We start from the raw sequence: 22,089 nt of genomic DNA, 5'->3' as shown, positions 1-22,089 counted from the left end.
ACGCTGCCAGGAGGTCCGCCTGCCTGCCGATCTCTCCAACGGAATAATGTGTGGCCACAGGGTCGACACCAGGATGTGCAGGGCGGTGGAGTCAGAGTAGAGCGCCAGCGTCGATCGGCAGCGAGACACCCGTGATGTAACGCGCTTCGTCCGAGGCGAGGAACACGAGCGCGTTGCTGACGTCAATCGACTCGACCCACGGCACTGGAAGGGTGTTGAGGCTCGCGAACACACCACGCACATCGTCGATGGTGGGGTGTTCGAGGTCGGGACGAAAGAGTTTGTACATTCCGTCGTTAAGGATCATATCGGTGTCGACGTTTGTCGGATGCACCGAGTTCACACGGATGTGGTGCTCGGCGAGCTCGAGTGCGAGTGAACGCATGATTCCAACAACTCCGTGCTTGCTCGCTGTGTAGTGCGCGACGTTTCGGGCGCCTTTGAGGCCCATCGTCGAGCTCGTCAAGACGATTGAGCCGCCACGGCCGCCATCGATCATGGCAGGGATGGCTGCTTTGGCGGTGTGCCATACACCGGTCAGGTTGATGTCGATAACGTCTTGCCAGGACTGTTCGGTGATCTTTTCCGCCGGGCTGAAGTTGCACACTCCGGCGTTCGCAGAAACGATGTCGAGATGGCCGAATTCGTCTACACCCCGCTTGACTACGTCAGCGACCGCGTCGTAGTCACGCACGTCAGCCGCAGCGGCAACAATGGATTGCCCGAGCTTCTCGACCTGTTCAACCACGTCGGCGAGTTCTTCGGGGCGGGCTAGGCCGTACGGTAGCGTGTCAACGTTGGCACAGAGGTCGAGGGCGATAATGTTCGCGCCCTCTTCAGCAAGACGGAGTGCATGACTGCGCCCCTGCCCTCGAGCGGCTCCGGTGATGAACGCTACTTTGCCGTCGAGCCGTTTGGTCATTATGTCCCCTCAAGAACAATCATTCAATAGTTGTTATAGCAGCACGGGTATGTCTGGGCGCGTCGCCGTTTCCGCGGATTACCGAGGCGGTCCGTACATCCAAGTCCCGCCGGAGACCGGCCAGATTGCCGGCCCCCGACCTGTCAGCGGTCGACGCCTAACGCGGGAAGCGCAGTAGCCGGCGTGCGTTCGTCTCGGCGATCATCGTCGCCTCGTCGTCGGGCACATTGGCGAACATTTCGGCTGCGCGTTTACGGCTGTTCGGCCAGTTCGAGTCGGAATGAGGGAAGTCGATCTCTAGCAGGATCTTGTCGATCCCGATCTCGTAGCGGTTGTCAAGTCCATGCTGGTCGTCGATGAAACACCCCCAAAAATGCTTGTGGAACAACTCCGACGGCCTGGTGTTCTTATCGATGTCCTGATAGTGACGGTGACGCTCCCAGGTTTGGTCAGTGCGCTGCAAGATGTAAGGTACCCAACCGATCCCGCCCTCGGACAGCAGGAACTGGAGCTTTGGGTGACGCTGCAGGGCTCCGGAGAACAGCAGGTCGACAGTCGTCCACATCAGGTTCGAGGCGAAGAGTGCGATCGCGACCGCGAACGGCACCTCCTTGCTCTCCACGTTCGTGTTGCTGATGCCCGCACCGGAACTCTTCGTAGATGAAAACCCTGGTGTGATGCCAGAGGAACCGAAGTGGAGGCAGACCGGCATGTCATTGGCTTCACACGCACTCCACAGCGGGTCCCAGTAGTCCGTATGGAAGGACGGCATGCCAAGCGGTACTGGGCTTTCCGGGAACGCGATCGCGCGGGCACCTCGACCAGCCATCCGCTCGACCTCGGCAACAGCGAGATTCACGTCCCAGGTGGGGACGAGCGCCAGCGGGATCAACCGGTCGGGGGCCGCCGCACACCACTCATCGATGGAGAAATCATTCCACGCTTGCACGCAGGGGAGGGCAAGGTCCTTGTCCTTGGCCTGATGGAACACCCGCCCTCCGAAACCAGGAAAGGTCGGGAAGCAGAGTGCTGCTTGGACCCCGTCCAGGTCCATGTCCTTGACTCGTTCCCGTGGGTCGTAGCACCCGGGGATCATGTCGTCGTAGCGCAGCGGTTCAACGCCGTACTCCTCCAGCGGTTTTCCAGCTACGGCGTTGAGGCCCAGCTGTGCATAGACGTCGCCGTCGAAGTGCCAGACATGATGACCCTTCTCGGTTTCGACGATTCGCGGCCCTCGTTCACGTAGCGCCGCCGGCAGGCGATCCTGCCACACGCGAGGCGGTTCGATGAGATGGTCGTCGACCGAGATGATATGCGCAGATTCGAGCAAGCTCATGCAAAGCCCACCTTTCCGAGTTTGAACAATTAAACAGTACTCGTACTTATGTCTATCGCCAAGGGTCTGATCGCCCATCCTTTGGGCACGGGCGACTCCGACAACGGCTACGGCGCAGGAACCTTCAACGTTCACAACACGCCCGCGTCCGCCTCACATCATCGACGTGGTGTCGCCCACGACCCTCGCCGCAGATCAAGCCCTACCGTCATGGCGCAGCATGTCCACGGCGTGGCGCTTGGCGGCTGGGCTCAGAAATTTCCAGCCACCTCCCGCAACGCGTGCTTCTCCAGTTCGACGTGGCTTAGCAACCGCTTCAACCGCGCGTTCCCTTCGCGCAAGCTCCTTGAACTCCTGCGCGGCGTCGGTGTCCATGCCGCCGAACTGGCGGCGCCAGCTGTACATGGTCGCCGCCGACACTCCCAGCTCGGCGGCGATCCGTTCGCCGGTCTCGCCTTCCGCGGCCAACTCATCGGCGCGGCCAGCTTTCGCACGGCGTCCACTGCGGAATGCCGCTTCCGACCAGCCAGGTCTCTCATCGTCCCGTCCCACTCTCATCGCCCCGCCCCGCCCCATCGGGCCAACAGGACTCTGATACCGGTATGTCTCATTCGCTGGGGACGGGCCGATCGCGCACGATCTGCATACCCATACTCTAAGTACACACATCTTGTGATAGACACAATGTGTCCAACTGTGTAGCTCCGGCTCCAGTGCCGCGGCTGCGACTCCGGCGGGGTAGAACTTTCTCCCCCACGTCTATCGCACCGTGGTGGTCGATTCGATCTGCAAGCCGCATCGCACCAGGACTCGATGTGGATAGCCGCGGACCTGACGAGGAACCCAGCCGCTAGCCGCGCAGCAACAGATCGAGGAGTCAGATGGAGTACATCAAGGTCGAACGACGGGATCACCTGCTCGTCGTCACACTCGACCGGCCAGAGGTGCTGAACGCCCTCCATGCCCCCGCCAATGCCGAGTTGTCGAAAGTTTTCGACGATTTCGGCAACGATCCCGACCTCTGGGTCGCCGTACTTACCGGCAGCGGCCGCGCCTTCTGCGTCGGAAATGATCTGAAGTACCAGGCCATGGGAGGCGACCGCAGCATGTTCCCGGCCAGTGGCTTCGGCGGGCTGGCGGAGCGATGGGACCTTACGAAACCGGTAATCGCGGCAGTGAATGGCATGGCACTCGGTGGCGGACTCGAGATCGCGCTCGCATGCGACATCATCATCGCCGATGAGGACGCCCGATTCGGCCTGCCGGAGGTCAAGGTCGGTGTGGTTGCGTTGGGCGGCGGTCTCCACAGACTGCCCCGAGCAGTCGGGCTCAAGAGAGCCATGGCTCTGGCCCTCACCGGCGATCAACTAACGGCCCGGCAAGCGATGGACCTCGGTTTCGTCAGCGACATCGCGCCGCGAGGAGAGACACTCGAGGTTGCCCTCCGCTGGGCAGACCGACTGTTGGCTTGTGCTCCCCTATCCCTGCGCGCCACCAAGCAGGCGATGCTCGATGGCTACGAGGCGGGGGGCGTGCGAGGCGCGATGGAAGCACGCTACTCGGAAACGACGAAACTGTTGCGATCGGAAGACTTCCGCGAGGGTGCGCGCGCATTCGCCGAGAAGCGCAAGCCGGTTTGGAAGGCACGTTGATGAGCCATGCAGCACCGTCGTGCCCGAGGGCGGGTATGACAACCGCCGGCACCCTGCAACGACCGGATATGACATCACGCCTCGCTCGCGGCCGAGCCACCTATCCGTTCCGGAGGACAAACAATGCCTGAAGCCGTAATCGTCGCTGCCGCGCGATCGCCCATCGGCCGCGCGAACAAGGGATCCCTAGCTTCGATGCGTCCCGACGACCTTGCTACTCAGATGGTCCGGGCGGCACTTGATCAAGTGCCACAGTTGGATCCGGCGGCGATCGAGGACCTGGTCCTCGGCTGCGGACTCCCTGGCGGGGAGCAGGGCAACAATCTCGCCCGAGTCGTCGCCGTACAGCTCGGGTACGACCAGCTGCCGGGCGCTACCGTGACGCGCTATTGCGCGTCTTCGGTTCAGACGACCCGGATGGCGATGCACGGAATTCGTGCCGGCGAGGGCGAGGTGTACATCTCGGCCGGGGTTGAGACCGTCTCCCGCTATGCCCAGGGCAACTCCGATTCCCTTCCGAAGACGCGCAACCCGCTGTTCAAGCCAGCCGAGGCCCGCAGCCGGGCACGGGCGGAGGAGGGTGCGACCGATTGGAGCGACCCACGGCTCAATGGTGAGCTTCCCAACGTCTACGTCGCCATGGGCCAGACCGCAGAGAACGTGGCGCGAGTCAAAGGGGTGGGGCGTGAGGAGATGGACCGGTTCGCGGTCAGGTCGCAGAACCTGGCCGAGAAGGCCATCGCAGACGGCTTCTACCAGCGCGAGATCACTCCCATCGAGCTCGGCGATGGAACGATCGTCATGAACGACGACGGTCCGCGGCCAGGTGTCACCTATCAATCGATCTCCGCTCTCAAACCGGCATTCAGATCGAACGGGCTCGTGACAGCGGGCAACTGCTGCCCGCTCAACGATGGAGCGGCCGCGCTGGTCATCATGTCCGACACGATGGCCCGAGACCTCGAAATCACGCCCCTTGCCCGCATCGTAGCCACAGCCGTGAGCGGGCTCTCACCGGAGATCATGGGCTTGGGACCGGTCGAAGCCTCGCGCACTGCGCTGGCTCGGGCGGGAATGACCATCGATGACGTGGACTTGGTCGAGATCAACGAAGCATTTGCTGCTCAGGTCATTCCGGCCGCCCGAGAACTGGGCGTCGACCCGTTCGGCGACAAGCTCAATGTGCACGGCGGTGCCATCGCACTGGGTCACCCGTTCGGTATGACCGGAGCTCGGATCGCCATCACCTTGCTCAACGGCCTTCGCAGCCGCGACGAGACGATCGGGCTCGAGACCATGTGCGTCGGCGGCGGGCAGGGAATGGCCATGATCGTCGAGCGGCTCAACTGACAACCTGCCCGGCTCACCGTCTGCGCGATAGTCGCGGGATCATCGCTCGCCTAATCGTATAGACACTGTACGTCCATTTGTATATGGTTGTCTTGCAGCTGAGGACCGGTTTCGCAGGCCGCTCCTGTTGCTCTTTGACTTGATGTGTTCTTCCTGGACAGGAGTGCAGTGCGATGAATCGATTCGACCTGAATGGCAGGGTTGCCTTGATCACCGGGGCAGGGCAGGGCGTCGGCCGTCAGGTCGCGTTGGACTTCGCCGCGAATGGCGCTGGAACCGTCATCGTTAATGACGTGAATGCCGAGCGCGCAGAAAAAGTCGTTGCTGAGGTGCAGGCCGCGGGCGGGCAGGCCGTGCCGATGATCGCGGATGTGACCGATTTCCAACAAGTGACTGCAGCGGTTGATTCGGTGGTGGCTCATACAGGTCCAATCACGATTCTGATCAACAACGCGGGCAACGCCGGGGTCGATACGAAACGGGCGGAAAGCCGGAACTTCTGGGAGACCTCACCGGAGACCTGGGAGGGATGGATCAAGGTCAATCTCTACGGAGTGTTGTACATGATGCGAGCAGTTTTGCCGCAGATGGTCGCCGCAGGCCAGGGCGGCAACATCGTGACAGTAGTGTCGGATGCTGGTCGGACCGGGGATGCGGATCTGGTTCCCTACTCGGCGGCGAAAGCAGGAGCTGCGGGGCTGACCCGGTCAGTTGCACGCGCGCTGGGTCGGCACGGGATCGTCGCCAACAACGTTTCGCTCGGTTCTACCCGCACGCCGACGACGCAGCGTGCGCTGGCTGACGAGGAGATGAACCGAAAGCTATTCTCCAACTATGTTATCCGCCGGCCCGGCGATCCTGAAGACGTAGTCGGAGCGATCCTGCTCCTCGCGTCCTCTGCCTCGTCCTGGACGACCGGACAGACATACGCGGTCAACGGCGGCTTTTCCTTTTCACAGTGAGCGTGGACATGCCGGCATCGATTACCTGCGTATCGTGCGCGCAATGCACGGCGGTCAGCTATCCGGCACAGCGGTTCGGCTGCCCGAAGTGCGGAGCGGCGCCCGATTCGCTATCCGAAGTCGGACTGGTGGCGACCGGCACGATTGTCTGCTCGACTCCGGTGCCCAGCGCATCCGAGGATGCGCCGGCTACGTCGGTTGCCGATATCCGGCTCGATGGCGGCCCAATCGTCACTGCTCAGTTAGAGGTCGGCCACACACTGCTGGCAGGTGACCGCGTCGCCGCGCACGCGGCCACTGACGGTTCGCTACTGGTCTTCACCTCGATAGAAAGCTGACACAGTGGCTACACTTTCAAACCTGCGCCCGGTCTATGTGGTTGGTATCGGAATGCATCCATACCAACGTCCGTCCGAGACGAGCTACGTCACGTTAGGCATGACCGCAGTTCGCGCCGCCCTCACTGATGCCCAGATCGAATGGAACAACGTCGATTCGGCATTCGTCGGCACATCGCGAATCGGAATGGCCGCCGGGCCGACGATGCTTCGCTATCTCGGCGAAACCGGCCTTCCGATCGTCCAGATCGAAAACGCGTCCGCGTCGGGCTCGTCGGCTTTCGCCGCTGCGGTCAAGGACGTTGCCGCGGGCTTCAGCGAGGTATCTGCTGCGATCGGCGTGGACAAGGCCGACCGCTTCAGCTCGAGTGTGCCGAAGGCGAAACTGCCCAGTCTGTTGGAGCACTCATTGTCGTTCGCTGCCCGATTCGCATTGATCGCCGACGAATACATGTCAGCTACCGGCGCGAGCCGGGAGGACATCGCCCGCGTGGCCCTCAAGAACTCACGCAACGCGGCCGCGAATCCGTTCGCTCAGCGACGAACGGCACGAACCATGGATGAGATTCTCGCGCCGCCTTACATCGCGGGGTTCTTTACCCGTCACCAGTGCACTCCGATTGGCGAGGGCGGCTCCGCTGTGCTTGTCGTGTCAGAGGAAGCGATGGCCCGACTCGGTATCGCACGGGAACGTGCCGTACGAGTACTCGCCTCGGAAACCCGGTCCTCAGCTGGCGGAATAGAGGTAGAAGGCGACGCGAGCCTGACCGCGCGCACTGCACAGGCCGCCTACAACGCTGCCTCGATCGATCCCCAGGACCTCGACATCGTCGAGGTCCACGACGCGTTCACGATCGAAGAATTGATCTACGCCGAGGCGCTCGCACTCTGCAAGCCAGGCGAGGCCGCGCGCGCGATCGAGCTGGGCGAGTTCGACATCGGAGGGCGCACAGCGCTCAACGCCTCAGGTGGCCTGCTCGGCATGGGTCATCCAATCGGACCGACGGGCGTGGGACAAGTCGCCGAAATTGTCAGGCAACTCCGCGGTGAAGCGAACAGTCGCCAGCATCCGTCCGCTCGCCTCGCTCTCGCACAGATGATGGGCGTCGGCCCCATCTGCGTCATACATGTTCTGGAGCGGAAGTGAACACGACCCAGTTGCGACTCGACACAGCGCCATGCATAGCTCACATACCTTGCAGGAGGCAACCGTGAACAACGTCGATGAATCATCTCTCGAACGACCCGACGAAGATGACTACGACCTACTCACCCAAGGGGAGGCCCGGGTACGTCTCGCCGAGGAGGTGGTACTCACCCGTAAGAACCTCGCCGAACTGGACGCAGACTCCGACGATGCGAGACAGCTGCGCCAACGAATCACCGACCTCGAAACCACCGCGGCGCGTTACCGAAACATTCCACCGACCCGCGACCCATCCTTCTTCTCCGAAATCCCCCGAACAGGCGCAAGCCAATAGTGAAACTCCAACATATCAGTCACTCCACCCGACTTGCTCCCGGCCACCGTTTCGACGAGGAATCGCAAAGAAAATGAATCTCTCCTTGCTCCTGGACATGGCATCCGACGGATTCGGCGATCGCACACTGATCGGCCGTAAGGACTCGGGCTTGACCGCAGAACGGCTCCGCCAACTGACGATCGGCGGCGCCAGGGCCATCCTCGAGGCCGGAGCCGACTCCGTTGTCTACCTCGGAGTCAACGGCCCGATGTTTCCGATCGCGCTATTCTCTGCTGCGCGGGCCGGTGTGCCACTGGTGCCGATCAACTTCCGGCTCGGAGCAGAGCAACTCGAGCCCTTGCTCGCCAACCACCCGAAGGCGGTCGGCCTGGCTGGACCCGGGGAGATCGGCAAACTCCGTGCCGCCGGTCTCACGGCCCACCTCATGGATGACTGGATGTCCCAGATAGGCGAGCTCGCTGACGAGGCCGCACCCGAGACCAACCCACCCGAGACCAACGCACCCGCCGTCATGATCTACACGAGCGGCACCACCTCCAAGCCGAAGGGTGTGCTGATCAAGCACGATAACCTCACCGCATATGTCTTCGGCTCCGTCGAGTTCGGTTCGGCCGAGGCCAGCGACGCTGCGTTGATCAGCGTTCCGCCCTATCACATTGCAGCGGTAGCGAATGCGATCACGAATCTCTATGCCGGACGGCGCACAGTCGTGCTCGAGCAGTTCACCGCACAACAATGGCTGGAGACTGTCCGGGAGCAGGCGATCACCAACGCCCTCGTCGTGCCCACCATGCTGGCACGAATCATCGACACACCCGACGAACAACTTGCAGTCCCGTCATTGCGCACACTTGCCTATGGCGGGGCTCCGATGCCAGCGCATGTCATTGAACGCGCGCTGCAGCAATGGCCGAACGTCGGCTTCGTCAACGCATACGGTTTGACCGAGACGAGCTCGACCGTTGCCGTACTCGGCCCCGAGGACCATCGGACGGCGATTGCCAGTACCGATCCCAGGGTCCGGTCCCGTCTGAGTTCGGTTGGCCAGGTCGTGCCCGCGATTGAGATGCAGATTCGCGACCAGGACCGCCGACCGGTCGAAGCTGGTGTCGTCGGCCGCATCTGGGTGCGTGGCGACCAGGTGTCTGGTGAATACGCCGGCAGCGGGAAGGCCATCGATGAGCAAGGCTGGTTCGACACCCGCGACCAGGGCTACCTCGATGAAGACGGCTTCCTGTTCGTCGGCGGAAGGGCGGACGACACCATCATCCGGGGGGCGGAGAACATCGCGCCGGCCGAGATCGAGGATGTCTTGCTGGGCCACTGTGACGTCGATGACGCTGTGGTGGTGGGAATTCCCGATGACGAATGGGGTCAGCACATCGAAGCAGCAGTCGTGCTGCGCGACGGTGCCACGGCGACTCCCGAAGACCTGCGTGCACACGTCCGGGAGCATCTGCGCGGCTCAAAGACTCCCGACCGCGTCCAGGTGTGGGCGGAGGTCCCCCGCACCGAGACTGGCAAACTGCTACGTCGGCAGGCCATCGCACTGATTGTCGGCAGCGCGACCGCGTGACCTCTCGAGCGTGGCAGATGCTGATGCGGTGACCACGAACGTTCGCCGGGAGAGGAACTCGCGTAGATGCGTCCTATGACCGGACCCGTTTGCGGGCCGGCTTCGAGCCGATGAAGCCGTCTTCACTTGGCGGCCTTGCCGGAGTTGGGATGAGGACCGTCGCTGACGGGGTCGGCCTCGAGCGCGATCGTGGCCAGCAACTCGTCGGTGCGGGTGGTCAGGGTATCGATCTGGATGGTCAGCGCATCGATCATGTCCCGCACCGACTTCCCAGTCATCGTCGACGCCACCGCCGACACCTTGATCAGCGCATCCTCGAGCAACTTCTCCAACCGCTGCCAGTAGCGGGTGCGTTCCCGGGCCAGATCGGTTCGCAGCCGCGTGTAATCACGCAGATTCCGGATCGACTGTGGCGGAACGAAACTGGGTCGCAGTATTCCCCGTTCGGTGAGCTCGGCCAGGCACACCGCGTCCAGCTTGTCGGTCTTGGCGCGGCCGGGCACGTTCTTCACGTCACGGGCGTTGACCAGCTGCACGTCCAGCCCAGCCTCTTCCAGCAGATATCCACCGACGACGGCTCCCGCGCCGGCACCACCTATGACGCCCTCAGCCGGCTCGAGCCCGTGTTCCGCCCCGACGACACCGTCACCGCCGGCAACGCATGCCCGCCCAACGACGGCGCGTCCGCCATGGTGATCATGTCCGACACCACGGCCAAGGGGTTGACGCCGCTCGCCCGCATCGTGTCCACCACGGGGCCGGCCTGTGGCGACTCGGCCCGATCCGGGCGTCCAAGCGGTGCCCTCGTTATCGCCCTCGGCCACCCGTTCGGCATGACCGACGCCCGAATCACCGCCACCCTGCTCAACAACCTGCAGACCCATGGCAAGCAGTTCGGCCTCGAAACCATGTGCCTCGGAGGCGGTCCGGGCATCGCCATGGTCCTCGAACGCCTCCACTGACAGAGAAGGAAATCTCAATGCGCAACGTCACTTACGACTTCACCGGCCGCAGTGTCATTGTCACCGGCGCCGCCCGCGGCATCGGCCAAGCTTTGGCCCGGCACTTCGCCGAGGCCGAGGCGACCGTGTTCATGGTGGACTTCGACAAGGACGAACTCGACAAGTCCGCCCGTGACGTCGGCGCCATCGGCATCCCCGCCGACGTCGGTAACACCGACGACGTCGAACGAGTCATCTCCACCGTCCTCGCCGAGACCGGCCGAGTCGATGTCCTGATCAACAACGCCGGCATCCTGCGGGACAAGGTGTTGTGGAAGCTGACCGACGACGACTGGAACCAGGTCCTCAATGTCCACGCCGGCGGGACGTTCCGCTGCACCAGGGCCTGCGTGCCGCACTTCCGGAAGCAGGAATTCGGACGCGTCGTCAACATCACCTCCTACACCGGACTGCACGGCAACCGAGGCCAGGCCAACTACGCCACCGCCAAGGCCGGAATCATCGGATTCACCAAGACCGCCGCAAAGGAACTGGCCGCGTTCGGTGTCACCGTCAACGCGATCTCCCCGAACGCCGCAACACGGATGACCGCATCCATCCCCGAGGACAAGATCGCCGAACTGACCGGCCCCATTTCTCGGTTCGCCGACCCGTCCGAAATCGCTGATGCCGTTTGCTTCCTCGCTTCCGAGGAAGCGGGCTACATCACTGGCGTCGTCCTCCCGGTCGACGGCGGCGTCTCCATGTGACACCACATTTTCGAAACGGACGAAACCTATGACTAATGTACTGTCCCGGCGCGATATCGACTTCCTGCTGTACGAATGGCTCGACATCGGCTCATTGACCTCTCGCAAGCGCTTCGCCGAACACTCCAGGGAAACGTTCGACGCGGTACTCGAGCTCAGTGCGGACATCGCACACAAGTATTTCGCCACGCACAACAAGAAGGCCGACGCGAACGAGCCGACCATGCGACCGGACGGCACCATCGAGATGATCGACGAGGTGAAGGCGGCGCTCGATGTCTATTCGTCCGCGGGACTGATCGCGGGGCAGTTCGACGAGAGCGTCGGGGGCATGCAACTGCCCACCACGGTGGCGCGGGCGGCGATGGCCTGGTTCCAGGCCGCTAACGCCGGCACCGCGGCCTACCCGTTCCTGACGATCGCCAGCGCCAACCTGATCGCGAAATTTGGCACCGAGCAGCAGATCGACCACTACCTCCGCCCGATGCTCGAGGGCCGGTACTTCGGCACGATGTGCCTGTCGGAACCTCAAGCTGGATCGTCGCTGGCCGACATCACCACCCGCGCAGTCCCGCAGGAAGACGGCAGCTACCGGTTGACCGGCACGAAAATGTGGATTTCGGGGGGCGACCACGAGCTCACCGAGAACATCGTGCACCTGGTACTGGCGAAGACACCGGGCGGCGGCCCCGGTGTCAAAGGCATCTCATTGTTCATCGTCCCGAAATTCCTTCCCAATGCCGACGGCGCCGTCGGCGAACGCAACGACGTCACCCTGGTAGGCCTCAACCACAAGATGGGCAACCGCGGCACCACCAACGCACTTCTCTCTTTCGGCGACGGCACACATATCCCAGGAGGGCAATCCGGGGCGGCGGGATTCCTCGTGGGCGAGGAACGTCAAGGCTTGTCGTACATGTTCCACATGATGAACGAAGCCCGGATCGGCGTCGGCTTCCTCGCGATCGCACTGGGGTATGTGGGCTATCTCAAGTCGCTCGAGTACGCGAAAAGGCGCCCCCAGGGTCGCCCGCTCGGAGCAAGGGACCCTTCCTTGCCGCCGGTTCCGATCATCGAACACGCCGATATCCGCCGAATGCTGTTGGCGCAGAAATCTTATGTCGAGGGCGCACTCGCGCTCGGTCTCTACTGTTCCCGCTTAGTGGACGAGCACGACAGCGCAGAAGATGTCAATGCATCCACCGAGGCGACGTTGCTCCTCGACGTCCTGACGCCGATCGCCAAGAGTTGGCCGTCGCAATGGTGCCTCGAAGCCAACAACCTCGCAATCCAGGTCCACGGCGGTTACGGCTACACCCGCGACTACGACGTCGAACAGCACTATCGCGACAACCGGTTGAACCCGATCCACGAAGGCACGCACGGCATCCAGGGCCTGGACCTGCTGGGCCGCAAGGTCACCATGCACGGTGGTGCCGGGCTGAATCTGCTCGGATCAAAAATCACCCGGACCATCGAACGCGGACGTCTTATCGGCGCCGACCCCGCCCGCTGCGCGGCCGAACTCGATGTCGTGTGGAACCGGATCGTCGCGGTCACAGCAGCGCTGTGGTCGATTGGCGACACGACGACGACGTTGGCGAACTCGTCGGTGTACCTGGAAGCGGTCGGGCACACCGTGATCGCGTGGATGTGGCTCGAACAGCTCATCGCTGTCGATGGCAAGGACGGCGACTTCTACGACGGCAAACGCCAAGCCGCCCGCTACTTCTACCGCCATGAACTGCCCAAGGTCGCACCGCAACTCGATCTGCTGGCAAGCCTGGACCGAACCACCCTCGACATGAAGCCCACCTGGTTCTGACCTCAAGGAGACACCGCACATGAGTGTGCTCGACAAGTTCCGACTCGACGGCCGCGTCGTCATTGTCACCGGCGCCTCGTCCGGCCTCGGTGTCGCGTTCGCCACTGCAGTCGCAGAAGCGGGCGCGGACGTCGTACTCGCAGCACGCCGCGTCGACAAACTCGACGACACCGCCCAAATGGTTCGCAGTGTTGGCCGGCAAGCGCTCGCGGTGACAACGGACGTCGCCGACCCCGACCAGTGCCAGACCATGGTCGATGTGGCAATGTCGGAATTCGGTCGAGTGGACGTACTCGTCAACAACGCCGGAGTCGCGACCGCGTTCCCAGCCACCCGCGAAACCCCCGAGCAGTTCCGGTCGGTGATCGACATCAACCTGGCCGGCGCCTACTGGGCAGCGCAGGCATGCGGACGGGTCATGAAGCCGGGAAGTTCCATCGTGAATATCTCCAGCATTCTCGGGCTGACTACTGCCGGTCTGCCGCAAGCCGCCTACAGCGCCAGCAAAGCGGGCCTCGTCGGGTTGACCCGAGATCTCGCCCAACAGTGGGGTCCCCGCAAGGGAATTCGCGTCAACTCGATCGCCCCGGGCTTCTTCGAATCCGACATGACCAACCAGTACCGCGAAGGCTACCTCGACGGCCTGGCACAACGCATGCTCCTCGGCCGCACCGGCGACCCGACCGAACTCGCCGCCACCCTCGTCTGGCTCGCCTCCGACAGCGCTGGCTACGTCACCGGCCAGACCATCGCGGTCGACGGCGGCGTCACCATCACCTGACCGAAGGCTCTCCCGGACACGTTCTACCACCCGCCGACCTCCTCAACCTTGCGCGAGAGCAGATACCCATGACAACCACGATCGACAATGTCGACGACCTACACCGCCTTCTCGGGCAGCAACTCGACTGCAGCGACTGGCTCGACATCACCCAGGACCGGGTGAATACGTTCGCCGACGCCACAGCAGACCACCAGTGGATCCACGTAGACATCGAGCGCGCCAACACCGAAAGCCCCTACGGCGGACCAATCGCACACGGCTATCTCACGCTGTCTCTACTCAGCGCGATGTTCCTCCAGACCCTCACCGTCCGGCGGACGTCGATGGCCGTCAACTACGGCCTGAACAAAGTCCGGTTCCCCGCACCGGTCCCGGTCGGATCGAAAGTCCGGCTAACCGCCACGGTCACCACAGTCGAGGAGATCGACGACGGGGTCCAGATAGTGCTTGCAGCGACAGTGGAATGCACGGCCGTGGACAAGCCCGTCTGCGTGGCCGAACCAGTATTCCGCTTCTACCGTTGAATCGAACGGGCCGTTGAACATCGACCGCTCTTCTCAGCGGCTCACCCTACGTTGGGGCCACTGTCCGGAAACCTCCCCGGCGCCTCACACGCGTTGGTGCTGAGCCGCGGTGTCTCCGGTCTGTGGGACAGGTCTGGTCGTTGTCTCACTGATGTTGAGGTATCTCGTCCAATCTTGTTAGGGTGTGCTGTTGGACGAAACAGTGGGCGATGTGGCGGTTGACGGCGCAGAGCCACTGGTATCGGACCTGGACTGTCTATCCCAGGGGGTGAGAGGGAGAACGTGGCGACGTGCGCCACACGCCATGGGTCAGTGCCGTTCTCCATGCCACTCGGCGCAGGGCACGACCTCAAATCCCCGGCTGGGGAAGACGGCGTCCATGTAGAAGTCGTGCACTGCCGCATCACCGTCGGCGCAACCGTCACGTAGCACGGTCACCGATGATCAGTGCGGTGGTCACCCGCCCAATCCTTCCTTCCGGTCCACCCTGTTGTCAGCAGGACGGCCATTCCAGCCGCCACGACAACGGTGATGGCCCAGCAACCGCGCCTGGGTAACCTCCACGCCTCGAGTGCATGAGAAAAATCGACAGATACCTCGAGGCCAACGAGACTGCCTCACGATCAACGAGACCAAACAAGAAGTGGTGCCTTGAAACTCGCCGCTGACCTGCCGATTCGCCTGAATGATCAGGTTTGATGAAATATCCTTTCATCTTGCCACGCAAGGCCGCCCTGACAAGCTGTCGGTCACCCGGATCGTCGACAAATCGAATCGGCGGCTACCCGGTTGCCTCGCCGACCCCGAGCGCCTGCGTTGGGCACGTCCGGACAGCCTCCTCGAGAGTCTCGGCTTCCTCATCGGGAATGTTGTCGGTTACAACCAGCGAGCCATCCGGCTGCACGGCGAAGTACTCGGGAGCGAGAGATTCGCACATCCCTACGCCCATGCACTTAGATCGATCTACGGTGATTTTCACGATTGAAGCCTCCACGAAACCTGCTCGATTCCATAACCTTGCTGACAGGAACTAATATACATTGTGTGTCTAGATGTCTATTCGGACCGCAGTCTGCGATCCACGCGCTTGGAGTCGTCCGCCGGCTGACTCGACATGCGCAAACTGACGTCACCAAGTCTCCCGACCCGCCGGGGCGTCTCTCCGCTTGTCAAGCCGCAGAGTCGGACTCGGGAGAGCCACCTCGTCGTCGCCGGTTCTCGTCTCTGATCATCGTTCGCCAGATGCGGGTTGGACAGATGCCGCTTCCGGCTGCGCATGGCCGCCCGTGGCGTTGCTCCCGCGGCGATCTTGCGGCCACAGTAGGCCCAGCCGAGGCTGCCACGCATGCAGGCCTGGGACCATGGCGATGGTGTGGATCGCGGAGTTGAGTTGCCGATCACCGCAACAGTCGAGGTGCCGCTGGCGACCGGCGCTGGTCATGTCGATCACATGCAACTGGTTGATCGTGCGAGTCCTGTTGGCAGACAGGTTACTTCGACGTTCATCCAGCATTCTGAGAGCGTCGCTGTTCGTCAGCGACAACCGGCCGGCAATCACGCTGCAGGGCCGCGACACACGCGGCGCCAGCGGCGTCGATCCAGTCCTTCTTGCGCTGTCGCTGCGGGAGAGCTCCCGCACCCGTGCGGTCGCGGAGGTGGCCACCTCCCAGCAGCGCGCTGATGAGCCCGGACCACGCTGGATCAACACTGACGATTCACTCGACCCGACCCCGATCGAGTCGTCTTCGACGACCACCTCATGAAGCACCCGATCCGTCAACTCACCACGACCAGCCACAGCATGCTGTGCTAACACCAACCACCACAACGAATTACAGGACACCACCTAGGAGATTGGACATCTGGACACTCCGTGCCCCAATGTGGCCGCGTTCGACTGGGCCCGGGTATATTAGTCGAGGTGACGGCACAATCGACCCAAATCAAGAAACCGACCCAACCCAAAAATCAGCGCCGCTGGTCGATGACCAAGCCGCGATGGTACGATGCCGCAGGGGAGCTTGTGCCTCACACCAAGACCGGACTCGAGGCCAAGATTCTGGACGCAGCCCGTCGGTGCTATGTCATGTATGGTCCCGCCAAGCTGACGATGGGCGATGTCGCTCGAGCTGCTGGGGTATCACGTGCCTCGATGTACAATTACTTCGCAGATCGAGAGACTTTACTCGACGCCGTTCGCTCGTGGTCGATGGAAGTCTTCACCGACGACATTCGGTCCGCGATGTCGAGCGAGGAAGACATCGCCGACCAACTCGCCGCGGCCACCGTCATCGTATTGCGCTACGAGAAGTGGCGGCATGCGAATGTACATCCAGCTGACATCGACATCCGGTTCGAGACTGGAACGTTCACGACTGCGTCCAGTCAGGCGGTCTCGGCCCTCATGATGACCATCGAGCCGTTCATCGCGGAGGGGATAGTACGTGGTGATGTCCGGCCGGATCTCGATCCCACCGATGCGTCGGAGTGCGTTGCGCGCATGTTATTCAGTCTATTCACAACTCCTGGCATCAGCTTCGATTCCCGCAAGCTGAAGGACAGTGCGGATTTCGTTCGGCGAGCTATGGGCGGCATGTTGACCCCCTGATCGCGACCTTGGCGACCCCGGTGTTCGAGGCCGGGATTCCGATCGGTTTCAGTTGATGTCGCAGGCCACGGGGTGATGGCTGAGCTGCAGCCCGCAGCGTACTGGACCGGCGTCAGATAGCCCAGTGCCGAGTGGCGGTGCAGTTGGTTGTGGTTGGTTTTGAAATCGCCGATCACGGCTCGGGCTTCGAGCAGGCCGGTCCGATGGTTGCGGTTGAGGCATTCATGCCAAAGCGCCGATTGAACGGCTCGATATCCGTTGTTCCACAGTGTTCGGGCGGAATATAGGAGATCAGTCATGAGCATGAGGGCGGATCGTCAACGACCCGGCGGATCTGACTCTGAATTTCCTGACCGGTCTCCGGACCGTGTCTTGCGCGGGACCCGTCGATCTGCTGGCGCCATTGGTGGTCAGCCGACCGCGTAGAATCCCTGGGTCCTGCCGGGGAGGAAGTAACCTGATAGGAGCAAGCCGCGTCGAGGTCGCGTCCCCCGACTGGCCTGTCCGACCGAGCAGACGGTCTTCGCCGGGGTCGACACTCACGCCGACACCCATCATGTCGCGATTGTCAACGAACACGGCAGAAGACTCGCGAATCGCGAATTCCCCACGACCGCAGCAGGTTACGAGGCGATCGAGCAATGGATCAAGACTCACGGACAGATCGCGCGAGTCGGGATCGAAAGCACCGGCTCCTATGGAGTGGAACTGGCACGGCTACCAATTCCCCGAGGTACCCCGCCCGAACCGGCGGCTGCGCCGCGCCCAGAGCAAATCCGACGAGATAGACGCCTACGCCGCCGCGCGGCGGCTGCTCGACGGCTCGGAAGTCACCGCCCCGAAGAACTACATGGCCGGCTGCGCAAGATGCCACGCGCCTGACTCATCACCACCTGCACCGCATTCGACCCCGACATGAACCGGCTGACTAATCCGATCGAGGCCACCAACGGCAAGACGACACCAGAAATCTCGGGTTGCCTCGAACGCTATCTCGCGCGAAAGTGTTCCGTGCTTTACACACCGACTATCAGGCGTTGACGGCTTGACATCTATCGGGGCAGTCCCGCCTCACCTGGGACAGGCCAATCGCGAATGCCCGGTGGTGACCGAACGGTTCAGATTTCCCACTCCACCCCGGAACTTCGCGTTACGGCCCTGAAGCGCATCGTCTTATCGGAAGTCCTGGTAATCTCACCTCGTTCCCTCAGATGTTGCAGATGCGACGCAGTCTCGGAGACGGCGGACCACTTCAGGAACCCGTCGTACTGATCCCACGAGCGCGACCAGCGCAGCAACGGGGCCAGCTCCCACGGGGTCGAGTGCGGATTTGCTCGCACTACGGCGAGCAACTCGCTCAGACGTAGTGCGTGGTGATTACGAAGCTGTGCGGTCCGAGCGCTGATTCCTCGAAACCGCCACTCGTGCGCGGGAAGAATCTCTGGGTCGCCGAGCCCTTCCACCTGGGTGAGGGACTGTAGGAAGTCACCGAGTGCGTCGACCGCCGGCTGCCGTGAGACAGCAATGTTCGGGCTGATCCTCGGCAGCAGGTGGTCTCCGGAGAAGAGCACATTATGGTCAGGTGCGAAGAAGCATAGGTGACCCGGGGTATGCCCTGGAGTGTGCACGGCGTGTAGCGTCCAGCCGCTGGTGCGGACTTCCTCTTTGTCCTCAATGAGCCGGTCGGCGAGTGCAATGTCGGCTCGATGGTCGACGTCGAGTGAGAGCAGACGCTGCGCCTCTTCTCGGGTAGCCCCTAGCTGACACAACCAGCGAACATCAGCATCCAAAGCGGTTGGTGGATGCCTATATTCAGGACTTGCGACCACGTCGGCGTCCGCTGGGTGTAGGGCAATCCAGGCCCCCGACGCCTCCCTGATTCGGTCGGCGAGCCCAAGGTGGTCGGGATGGTGGTGAGTAACCAAGCATCCGAGCACATCGGAGACTGTGCCGCCCAATGCGTTCAGGCCCGCCTGCAGTGCGTCGTACGCCTCGTCGGAGTCCCAGCCGGCATCCACCAGCGTCAATCCGCCCTCACCGACCAGCACGTAGATGGAAACGTAGCGCAGTGGACTGTTCTCCATCGGTAGCGGAATCGACCAGAGGTCGGACCTCAGTTGCTCGATCGGAGGCATGGATCCTGCCGCCCAGTGATCACGCTGGATGGTGCCGGTGACCGAGACATTCGAACCCGGGTTCACCGGGCTACTGGGGGGCGTGTTGATGTTCGGCTCGAGTACTGCTCAACAGATTCGACACGGATCTGCATTGATACACCTCCAGGGGTTGCCGACCACGGAATGTCCATCACGACCATGATAGACATCTATACACTACGTGTGCATTAGTCTGCGCCTGACCTTCAGTTGAGCATGTAGACATATAGAGCCTATTCGTCTAACGTGAGGCTCTCGAGGAGCATCCGGGATCGCTGGCCAGCTCGCCAGCCGCCCTCGCGGTCGGAAGTCAACAGGAGAATACGGCGTGAAGCTTGCATTCAGTAGTGACCAAGAAGAGCTGCGACAGTTGGTCCGTCGTTTCTTGGCGGACAAGGCGCCGAATACCGAGGTACGTCGCCTGATGGAGACCGAAGCAGGGTATGAGCCCGCGGTGTGGTCGCAGATGGCGAGCCAGCTGGGGCTGCAGGGCCTGGTGATTCCGGAGGAGTACGGCGGCGCCGGCTACAGCTGGCGAGAGCTGGTCGTCGTGCTGGAGGAGATGGGTCGTTCACTGCTATGCGCCCCCTTCTTTGCCACCGTGGTACTCGCCAGCACCGCCCTCCTTGCTGCTGGAGACGAGGCGGCGAATGACGATCTGCTACCGGGAATCGCGAGCGGACAGACCATCGCGACGCTGGCTTTCACCGAGGACTGCGGCCGTTGGGGCCACGAGGGTATCCAACTCACCGCAACGCCTGCCGCTGGTGGTGGCTGGGCGCTATCGGGACACAAGAACTATGTCGTCGATGGTTCAACGGCGACGCTGCTGCTTGTCGTCGGCCGTTCACCGGATGGCCTGAGCCTGTTCGCGGTGGACGGTGCAGCCGCTGGCCTGAGTCGCACCTCGTTGAGCACTCTCGACCAGACCCGTAAGTTAGCTCGTCTCGAGTTCCACAACACTCCGGCCAGGATGATCGGTGCCGCTGGCAGGGCAGCCGGTGTGCTGTCGAGGACCAGCCACCTCGCAGCTATAGCACTCGCGGCCGAACAGATCGGCGGAGCCCAATACTGCCTGGAGATGAGCGTCGACTACAGCAAAGCGCGCTTTCAGTTCGGCCGGCCGATCGGCTCATTCCAGGCGATCAAGCACATGTGCGCGAACATGCTCATCGAGATCGAGTCTGCTCGGTCCGCAGCCTACTATGCCGGCTGGGTAGCGGCAGAGGATGAAGCGGAGTTGCCGCTGGCCGCAAGCCTGGCCAAAGTGTCCTGCTCGGATGCCTTCCTCCATTCAGCGGCCAACACGATCCAGATCCATGGCGGAATCGGCGTCACATGGGAGCACGATGCCCACTTATACCTCAAGCGAGCGAAGGCCTCCCAGCTCTTCCTCGGCGACTCACGGTACCATCGAGCACTCCTCGCCGAGCGCATCGGTGTTTAGCACCCGACGATGGCGAGCACGGCCGGTTGGCCTTCAAGGCGGCTGAGGGTAATTCGCGAACAATAAATCGTTGTTGCACTGAACAATCCGATATCGACCCAGTAGAGCGCTCGTGTCGGAACCGAAGCTACCAAACCGGCAGTAGTAGAAATTGGGAGGGCCTATGACAGACAACCCGATAGTCGTGATCGGTGCCGGACAGGCCGGACTGCAGCTCATTGCCACCTTGCGGACGGCGAAGTACCCCGGCCCGATAGCCCTCGTCGGAGACGAATCGCATCTGCCGTACCAGCGACCGCCCCTGGCGAAGGATTTTCTCGCTGGCAACACCAAGGAGGAGGATCTCTACCTCCGGAAAGAGTCTTACTACAGCGTCCCGCCGCTGACGCTGCATCTTGGACAACGCGTCGAGGCGATCGACCGTACCGCCCGTGAGACGCATCTGACATCAGGTGCCATAATCCCTTACAGTACAGTGGTTATCGCAACGGGTGCGCGCGCCAGGAGGATCTACATCCCGGGAGCCGAGCTCAATGGAGTCGTCTCGCTGCGCACATTTTCAGACGCGCGACTGTTACGCCGCCACCTGCGTGAACCAAAGAACGTCGTCATCCTCGGGGGAGGCTTCATCGGCCTCGAAGTTGCCGCAATCGCGCGCTCGCAGGGTCACACAGTCACCGTGGTCGAGGCACAGCACAGGCCTCTGACACGATCGGTCGCCGAAGAACTGGCAAACCATCTCACCAAGGTGCACTCCGACCACGACGTCCGATTCCGATTGCAGGCGAATGTTATCGCTCTCCACGGATCCGTCGACTCGGTTAAAGCGGTCGAATTCAGTGACGGTTCAACAATTCCGGCCGATGTGGTGTTGGTCGGCGTCGGCGCGACACCCAACTCCGAGATCGCGGAAACATCCGGTCTGCCCGTCGACGGCGGCATCATCGTCGACGGGCAACTGCGCACTACGGATCCCAATATCAGCGCAATTGGGGACTGCGCTGTGTTCCCCAGCGAGCATGCTGGCGGCCGGTTGGTTCGCCTCGAATCGGTTCAGAACGCGGTCGACCAAGCGAGGTTCGTCGCACGGCGGCTTGCCGGCGGCGACGGCGGCGGATATCGGGACGTGCCATGGTTCTGGACGCACCAATATGACCAGATGGTGCAGATGGTCGGCCTGGCCAGCGCATCGGACGACACCGTTGTCGTCGGCTCTGTCGATAGCGGCAGGTTCTCGGTGGCACGATTCGTCGATGATGTCCTGACCAGCGTCGAATCGGTTAACCGGCCGGATGACCACATGGCGGCTCGACGCCTTCTGGGCTCGCCGACAGCGACTTCGCGTGGCGAGTTGGAGGCGGTAGGCTTCGACCTCGCCACCGCCGCAACGATGAAGACTTCGCTGTTGGCCTAG

At 62.4% G+C, this 22,089-nt stretch carries 21 protein-coding genes and 3 pseudogenes; 17 read left to right on the top strand and 7 right to left on the bottom strand.

Annotated features, from left to right (window positions below; translation table 11 throughout):
* Window positions 1-91: 91 nt before the first annotated feature.
* From NV1_RS40490 to NV1_RS40480, 3 genes are all read right to left on the bottom strand, one after another.
* Entirely contained in the window at window positions 92-922 is an 831-nt protein-coding gene (locus NV1_RS40490) for a mycofactocin-coupled SDR family oxidoreductase (protein ID WP_067904629.1), read from the bottom strand.
* Window positions 923-1,079: 157 nt separating this feature from the next.
* Window positions 1,080-2,258: an amidohydrolase family protein gene (locus NV1_RS40485; protein ID WP_067904626.1), complete on the bottom strand. Its 1,179-nt coding sequence runs from the start codon at window positions 2,256-2,258 to the stop codon at window positions 1,080-1,082.
* Window positions 2,259-2,453: 195 nt separating this feature from the next.
* Window positions 2,454-2,810 (bottom strand): transposase, encoded by a 357-nt coding sequence (locus NV1_RS40480; RefSeq protein WP_169813548.1) that lies wholly within the window; start codon window positions 2,808-2,810, stop codon window positions 2,454-2,456.
* 329 nt (window positions 2,811-3,139) lie between these two features.
* Between NV1_RS40480 and NV1_RS40475 the strand changes: the two genes are divergently transcribed.
* The 7 genes from NV1_RS40475 to NV1_RS40445 all read left to right on the top strand — a co-directional run bounded on the left by NV1_RS40475 (window position 3,140) and on the right by NV1_RS40445 (window position 9,620).
* Window positions 3,140-3,910, top strand: a complete 771-nt coding sequence (locus NV1_RS40475; protein ID WP_067904623.1) for an enoyl-CoA hydratase-related protein — start codon at window positions 3,140-3,142, stop codon at window positions 3,908-3,910.
* Between the two features lie 123 nt (window positions 3,911-4,033).
* A complete protein-coding gene (locus NV1_RS40470) occupies window positions 4,034-5,260 on the top strand; it encodes an acetyl-CoA C-acetyltransferase (protein ID WP_067904620.1) in 1,227 nt (408 codons plus the stop codon).
* A 173-nt stretch (window positions 5,261-5,433) separates the two neighbouring features.
* Complete coding sequence (locus tag NV1_RS40465; protein WP_067904618.1) at window positions 5,434-6,222, top strand: SDR family NAD(P)-dependent oxidoreductase; 789 nt, start codon at window positions 5,434-5,436, stop codon at window positions 6,220-6,222.
* The gene (locus NV1_RS40460) at window positions 6,219-6,560 is read left to right on the top strand and encodes a hypothetical protein (RefSeq protein ID WP_157117736.1); all 342 of its coding nucleotides are present in this window, start codon (window positions 6,219-6,221) and stop codon (window positions 6,558-6,560) included. The genes NV1_RS40465 and NV1_RS40460 overlap by 4 nt, the downstream gene beginning before the upstream one ends.
* A gap of 4 nt (window positions 6,561-6,564) precedes the next feature.
* Window positions 6,565-7,707 carry a thiolase family protein gene (locus NV1_RS40455; RefSeq protein ID WP_245714181.1) on the top strand — a complete coding sequence of 381 codons (1,143 nt, stop codon included), beginning with the start codon at window positions 6,565-6,567 and terminating at the stop codon, window positions 7,705-7,707.
* Between the two features lie 64 nt (window positions 7,708-7,771).
* Window positions 7,772-8,041: an acyl-CoA synthase gene (locus NV1_RS44855; protein WP_169813547.1), complete on the top strand. Its 270-nt coding sequence runs from the start codon at window positions 7,772-7,774 to the stop codon at window positions 8,039-8,041.
* Between the two features lie 73 nt (window positions 8,042-8,114).
* The gene (locus NV1_RS40445; protein WP_067904609.1) at window positions 8,115-9,620 is read left to right on the top strand and encodes a class I adenylate-forming enzyme family protein; all 1,506 of its coding nucleotides are present in this window, start codon (window positions 8,115-8,117) and stop codon (window positions 9,618-9,620) included.
* 239 nt (window positions 9,621-9,859) lie between these two features.
* Here NV1_RS40445 and NV1_RS44990 read toward each other — a convergent pair.
* A pseudogene (locus NV1_RS44990) lies at window positions 9,860-10,183 on the bottom strand (IS110 family transposase); the annotation flags it as partial.
* Here NV1_RS44990 and NV1_RS44985 point away from each other — a divergent pair.
* The 5 genes and pseudogenes from NV1_RS44985 to NV1_RS40415 all read left to right on the top strand — a co-directional run.
* Window positions 10,181-10,582 (top strand): annotated as a pseudogene (locus NV1_RS44985) (thiolase family protein); the annotation flags it as partial. The pseudogenes NV1_RS44990 and NV1_RS44985 sit on opposite strands and share 3 nt — an antisense overlap.
* 17 nt (window positions 10,583-10,599) lie before the next feature.
* Window positions 10,600-11,331 carry an SDR family NAD(P)-dependent oxidoreductase gene (locus NV1_RS40430; protein WP_067904599.1) on the top strand — a complete coding sequence of 244 codons (732 nt, stop codon included), beginning with the start codon at window positions 10,600-10,602 and terminating at the stop codon, window positions 11,329-11,331.
* Window positions 11,332-11,359: 28 nt separating this feature from the next.
* Complete coding sequence (locus NV1_RS40425; RefSeq protein WP_067904596.1) at window positions 11,360-13,156, top strand: acyl-CoA dehydrogenase; 1,797 nt, start codon at window positions 11,360-11,362, stop codon at window positions 13,154-13,156.
* 19 nt (window positions 13,157-13,175) lie between these two features.
* The gene (locus NV1_RS40420) at window positions 13,176-13,937 is read left to right on the top strand and encodes an SDR family NAD(P)-dependent oxidoreductase (protein WP_067904588.1); all 762 of its coding nucleotides are present in this window, start codon (window positions 13,176-13,178) and stop codon (window positions 13,935-13,937) included.
* A 68-nt stretch (window positions 13,938-14,005) separates the two neighbouring features.
* A complete protein-coding gene (locus tag NV1_RS40415; RefSeq protein ID WP_067904585.1) occupies window positions 14,006-14,464 on the top strand; it encodes a MaoC family dehydratase in 459 nt (152 codons plus the stop codon).
* 781 nt (window positions 14,465-15,245) lie between these two features.
* Here NV1_RS40415 and NV1_RS42990 read toward each other — a convergent pair.
* The gene (locus NV1_RS42990; RefSeq protein ID WP_245714184.1) at window positions 15,246-15,401 is read right to left on the bottom strand and encodes a ferredoxin; all 156 of its coding nucleotides are present in this window, start codon (window positions 15,399-15,401) and stop codon (window positions 15,246-15,248) included.
* Between the two features lie 424 nt (window positions 15,402-15,825).
* Here NV1_RS42990 and NV1_RS40410 point away from each other — a divergent pair, with 424 nt between their 5' ends.
* Window positions 15,826-16,227: a hypothetical protein gene (locus NV1_RS40410; protein ID WP_157117734.1), complete on the top strand. Its 402-nt coding sequence runs from the start codon at window positions 15,826-15,828 to the stop codon at window positions 16,225-16,227.
* Between the two features lie 158 nt (window positions 16,228-16,385).
* Window positions 16,386-17,072, top strand: coding sequence for a TetR/AcrR family transcriptional regulator (locus NV1_RS40405; protein ID WP_067904581.1), 687 nt, complete (start codon window positions 16,386-16,388; stop codon window positions 17,070-17,072).
* A gap of 119 nt (window positions 17,073-17,191) precedes the next feature.
* Here NV1_RS40405 and NV1_RS47165 read toward each other — a convergent pair.
* Window positions 17,192-17,371, bottom strand: a pseudogene (locus NV1_RS47165) (integrase core domain-containing protein); the annotation flags it as partial.
* Between the two features lie 196 nt (window positions 17,372-17,567).
* Here NV1_RS47165 and NV1_RS47160 point away from each other — a divergent pair.
* Window positions 17,568-17,954 carry an IS110 family transposase gene (locus tag NV1_RS47160; protein WP_084526655.1) on the top strand — a complete coding sequence of 129 codons (387 nt, stop codon included), beginning with the start codon at window positions 17,568-17,570 and terminating at the stop codon, window positions 17,952-17,954.
* Between the two features lie 236 nt (window positions 17,955-18,190).
* Here NV1_RS47160 and NV1_RS40395 read toward each other — a convergent pair whose 3' ends face one another.
* Window positions 18,191-19,273, bottom strand: coding sequence for an MBL fold metallo-hydrolase (locus NV1_RS40395; protein WP_157117732.1), 1,083 nt, complete (start codon window positions 19,271-19,273; stop codon window positions 18,191-18,193).
* Between the two features lie 283 nt (window positions 19,274-19,556).
* Between NV1_RS40395 and NV1_RS40390 the strand changes: the two genes are divergently transcribed.
* Together NV1_RS40390 and NV1_RS40385 are read left to right on the top strand one after the other, a co-directional pair.
* On the top strand, window positions 19,557-20,675 hold the full coding sequence (locus tag NV1_RS40390; protein ID WP_067904578.1) for an acyl-CoA dehydrogenase family protein: 1,119 nt from the start codon (window positions 19,557-19,559) through the stop codon (window positions 20,673-20,675).
* Window positions 20,676-20,838: 163 nt separating this feature from the next.
* On the top strand, window positions 20,839-22,089 hold the full coding sequence (locus tag NV1_RS40385; RefSeq protein WP_067904576.1) for an NAD(P)/FAD-dependent oxidoreductase: 1,251 nt from the start codon (window positions 20,839-20,841) through the stop codon (window positions 22,087-22,089).

The organism is Nocardia vaccinii NBRC 15922 (assembly GCF_001613305.1).
Lineage (GTDB): Bacteria > Actinomycetota > Actinomycetes > Mycobacteriales > Mycobacteriaceae > Nocardia > Nocardia vaccinii.
This window is presented reverse-complemented; position numbering and strand designations above follow the sequence as displayed.

Excerpts from the sequence above, each read along its gene's own strand:
- NV1_RS40465 (WP_067904618.1), top strand. The coding sequence starts at position 5,434 with ATGAATCGATTCGACCTGAATGGCAGGGTTGCCTTGATCACCGGGGCA.
- NV1_RS40485 (WP_067904626.1), bottom strand. The coding sequence starts at position 2,258 with ATGAGCTTGCTCGAATCTGCGCATATCATCTCGGTCGACGACCATCTC.
- NV1_RS40420 (WP_067904588.1), top strand. The coding sequence starts at position 13,176 with ATGAGTGTGCTCGACAAGTTCCGACTCGACGGCCGCGTCGTCATTGTC.
- NV1_RS40415 (WP_067904585.1), top strand. The coding sequence starts at position 14,006 with ATGACAACCACGATCGACAATGTCGACGACCTACACCGCCTTCTCGGG.
- NV1_RS42990 (WP_245714184.1), bottom strand. The coding sequence starts at position 15,401 with ATGTGCGAATCTCTCGCTCCCGAGTACTTCGCCGTGCAGCCGGATGGC.
- NV1_RS40430 (WP_067904599.1), top strand. The coding sequence starts at position 10,600 with ATGCGCAACGTCACTTACGACTTCACCGGCCGCAGTGTCATTGTCACC.
- NV1_RS40445 (WP_067904609.1), top strand. The coding sequence starts at position 8,115 with ATGAATCTCTCCTTGCTCCTGGACATGGCATCCGACGGATTCGGCGAT.
- NV1_RS40425 (WP_067904596.1), top strand. The coding sequence starts at position 11,360 with ATGACTAATGTACTGTCCCGGCGCGATATCGACTTCCTGCTGTACGAA.
- NV1_RS40385 (WP_067904576.1), top strand. The coding sequence starts at position 20,839 with ATGACAGACAACCCGATAGTCGTGATCGGTGCCGGACAGGCCGGACTG.
- NV1_RS40490 (WP_067904629.1), bottom strand. The coding sequence starts at position 922 with ATGACCAAACGGCTCGACGGCAAAGTAGCGTTCATCACCGGAGCCGCT.
- NV1_RS40475 (WP_067904623.1), top strand. The coding sequence starts at position 3,140 with ATGGAGTACATCAAGGTCGAACGACGGGATCACCTGCTCGTCGTCACA.
- NV1_RS40410 (WP_157117734.1), top strand. The coding sequence starts at position 15,826 with ATGGCGATGGTGTGGATCGCGGAGTTGAGTTGCCGATCACCGCAACAG.
- NV1_RS40470 (WP_067904620.1), top strand. The coding sequence starts at position 4,034 with ATGCCTGAAGCCGTAATCGTCGCTGCCGCGCGATCGCCCATCGGCCGC.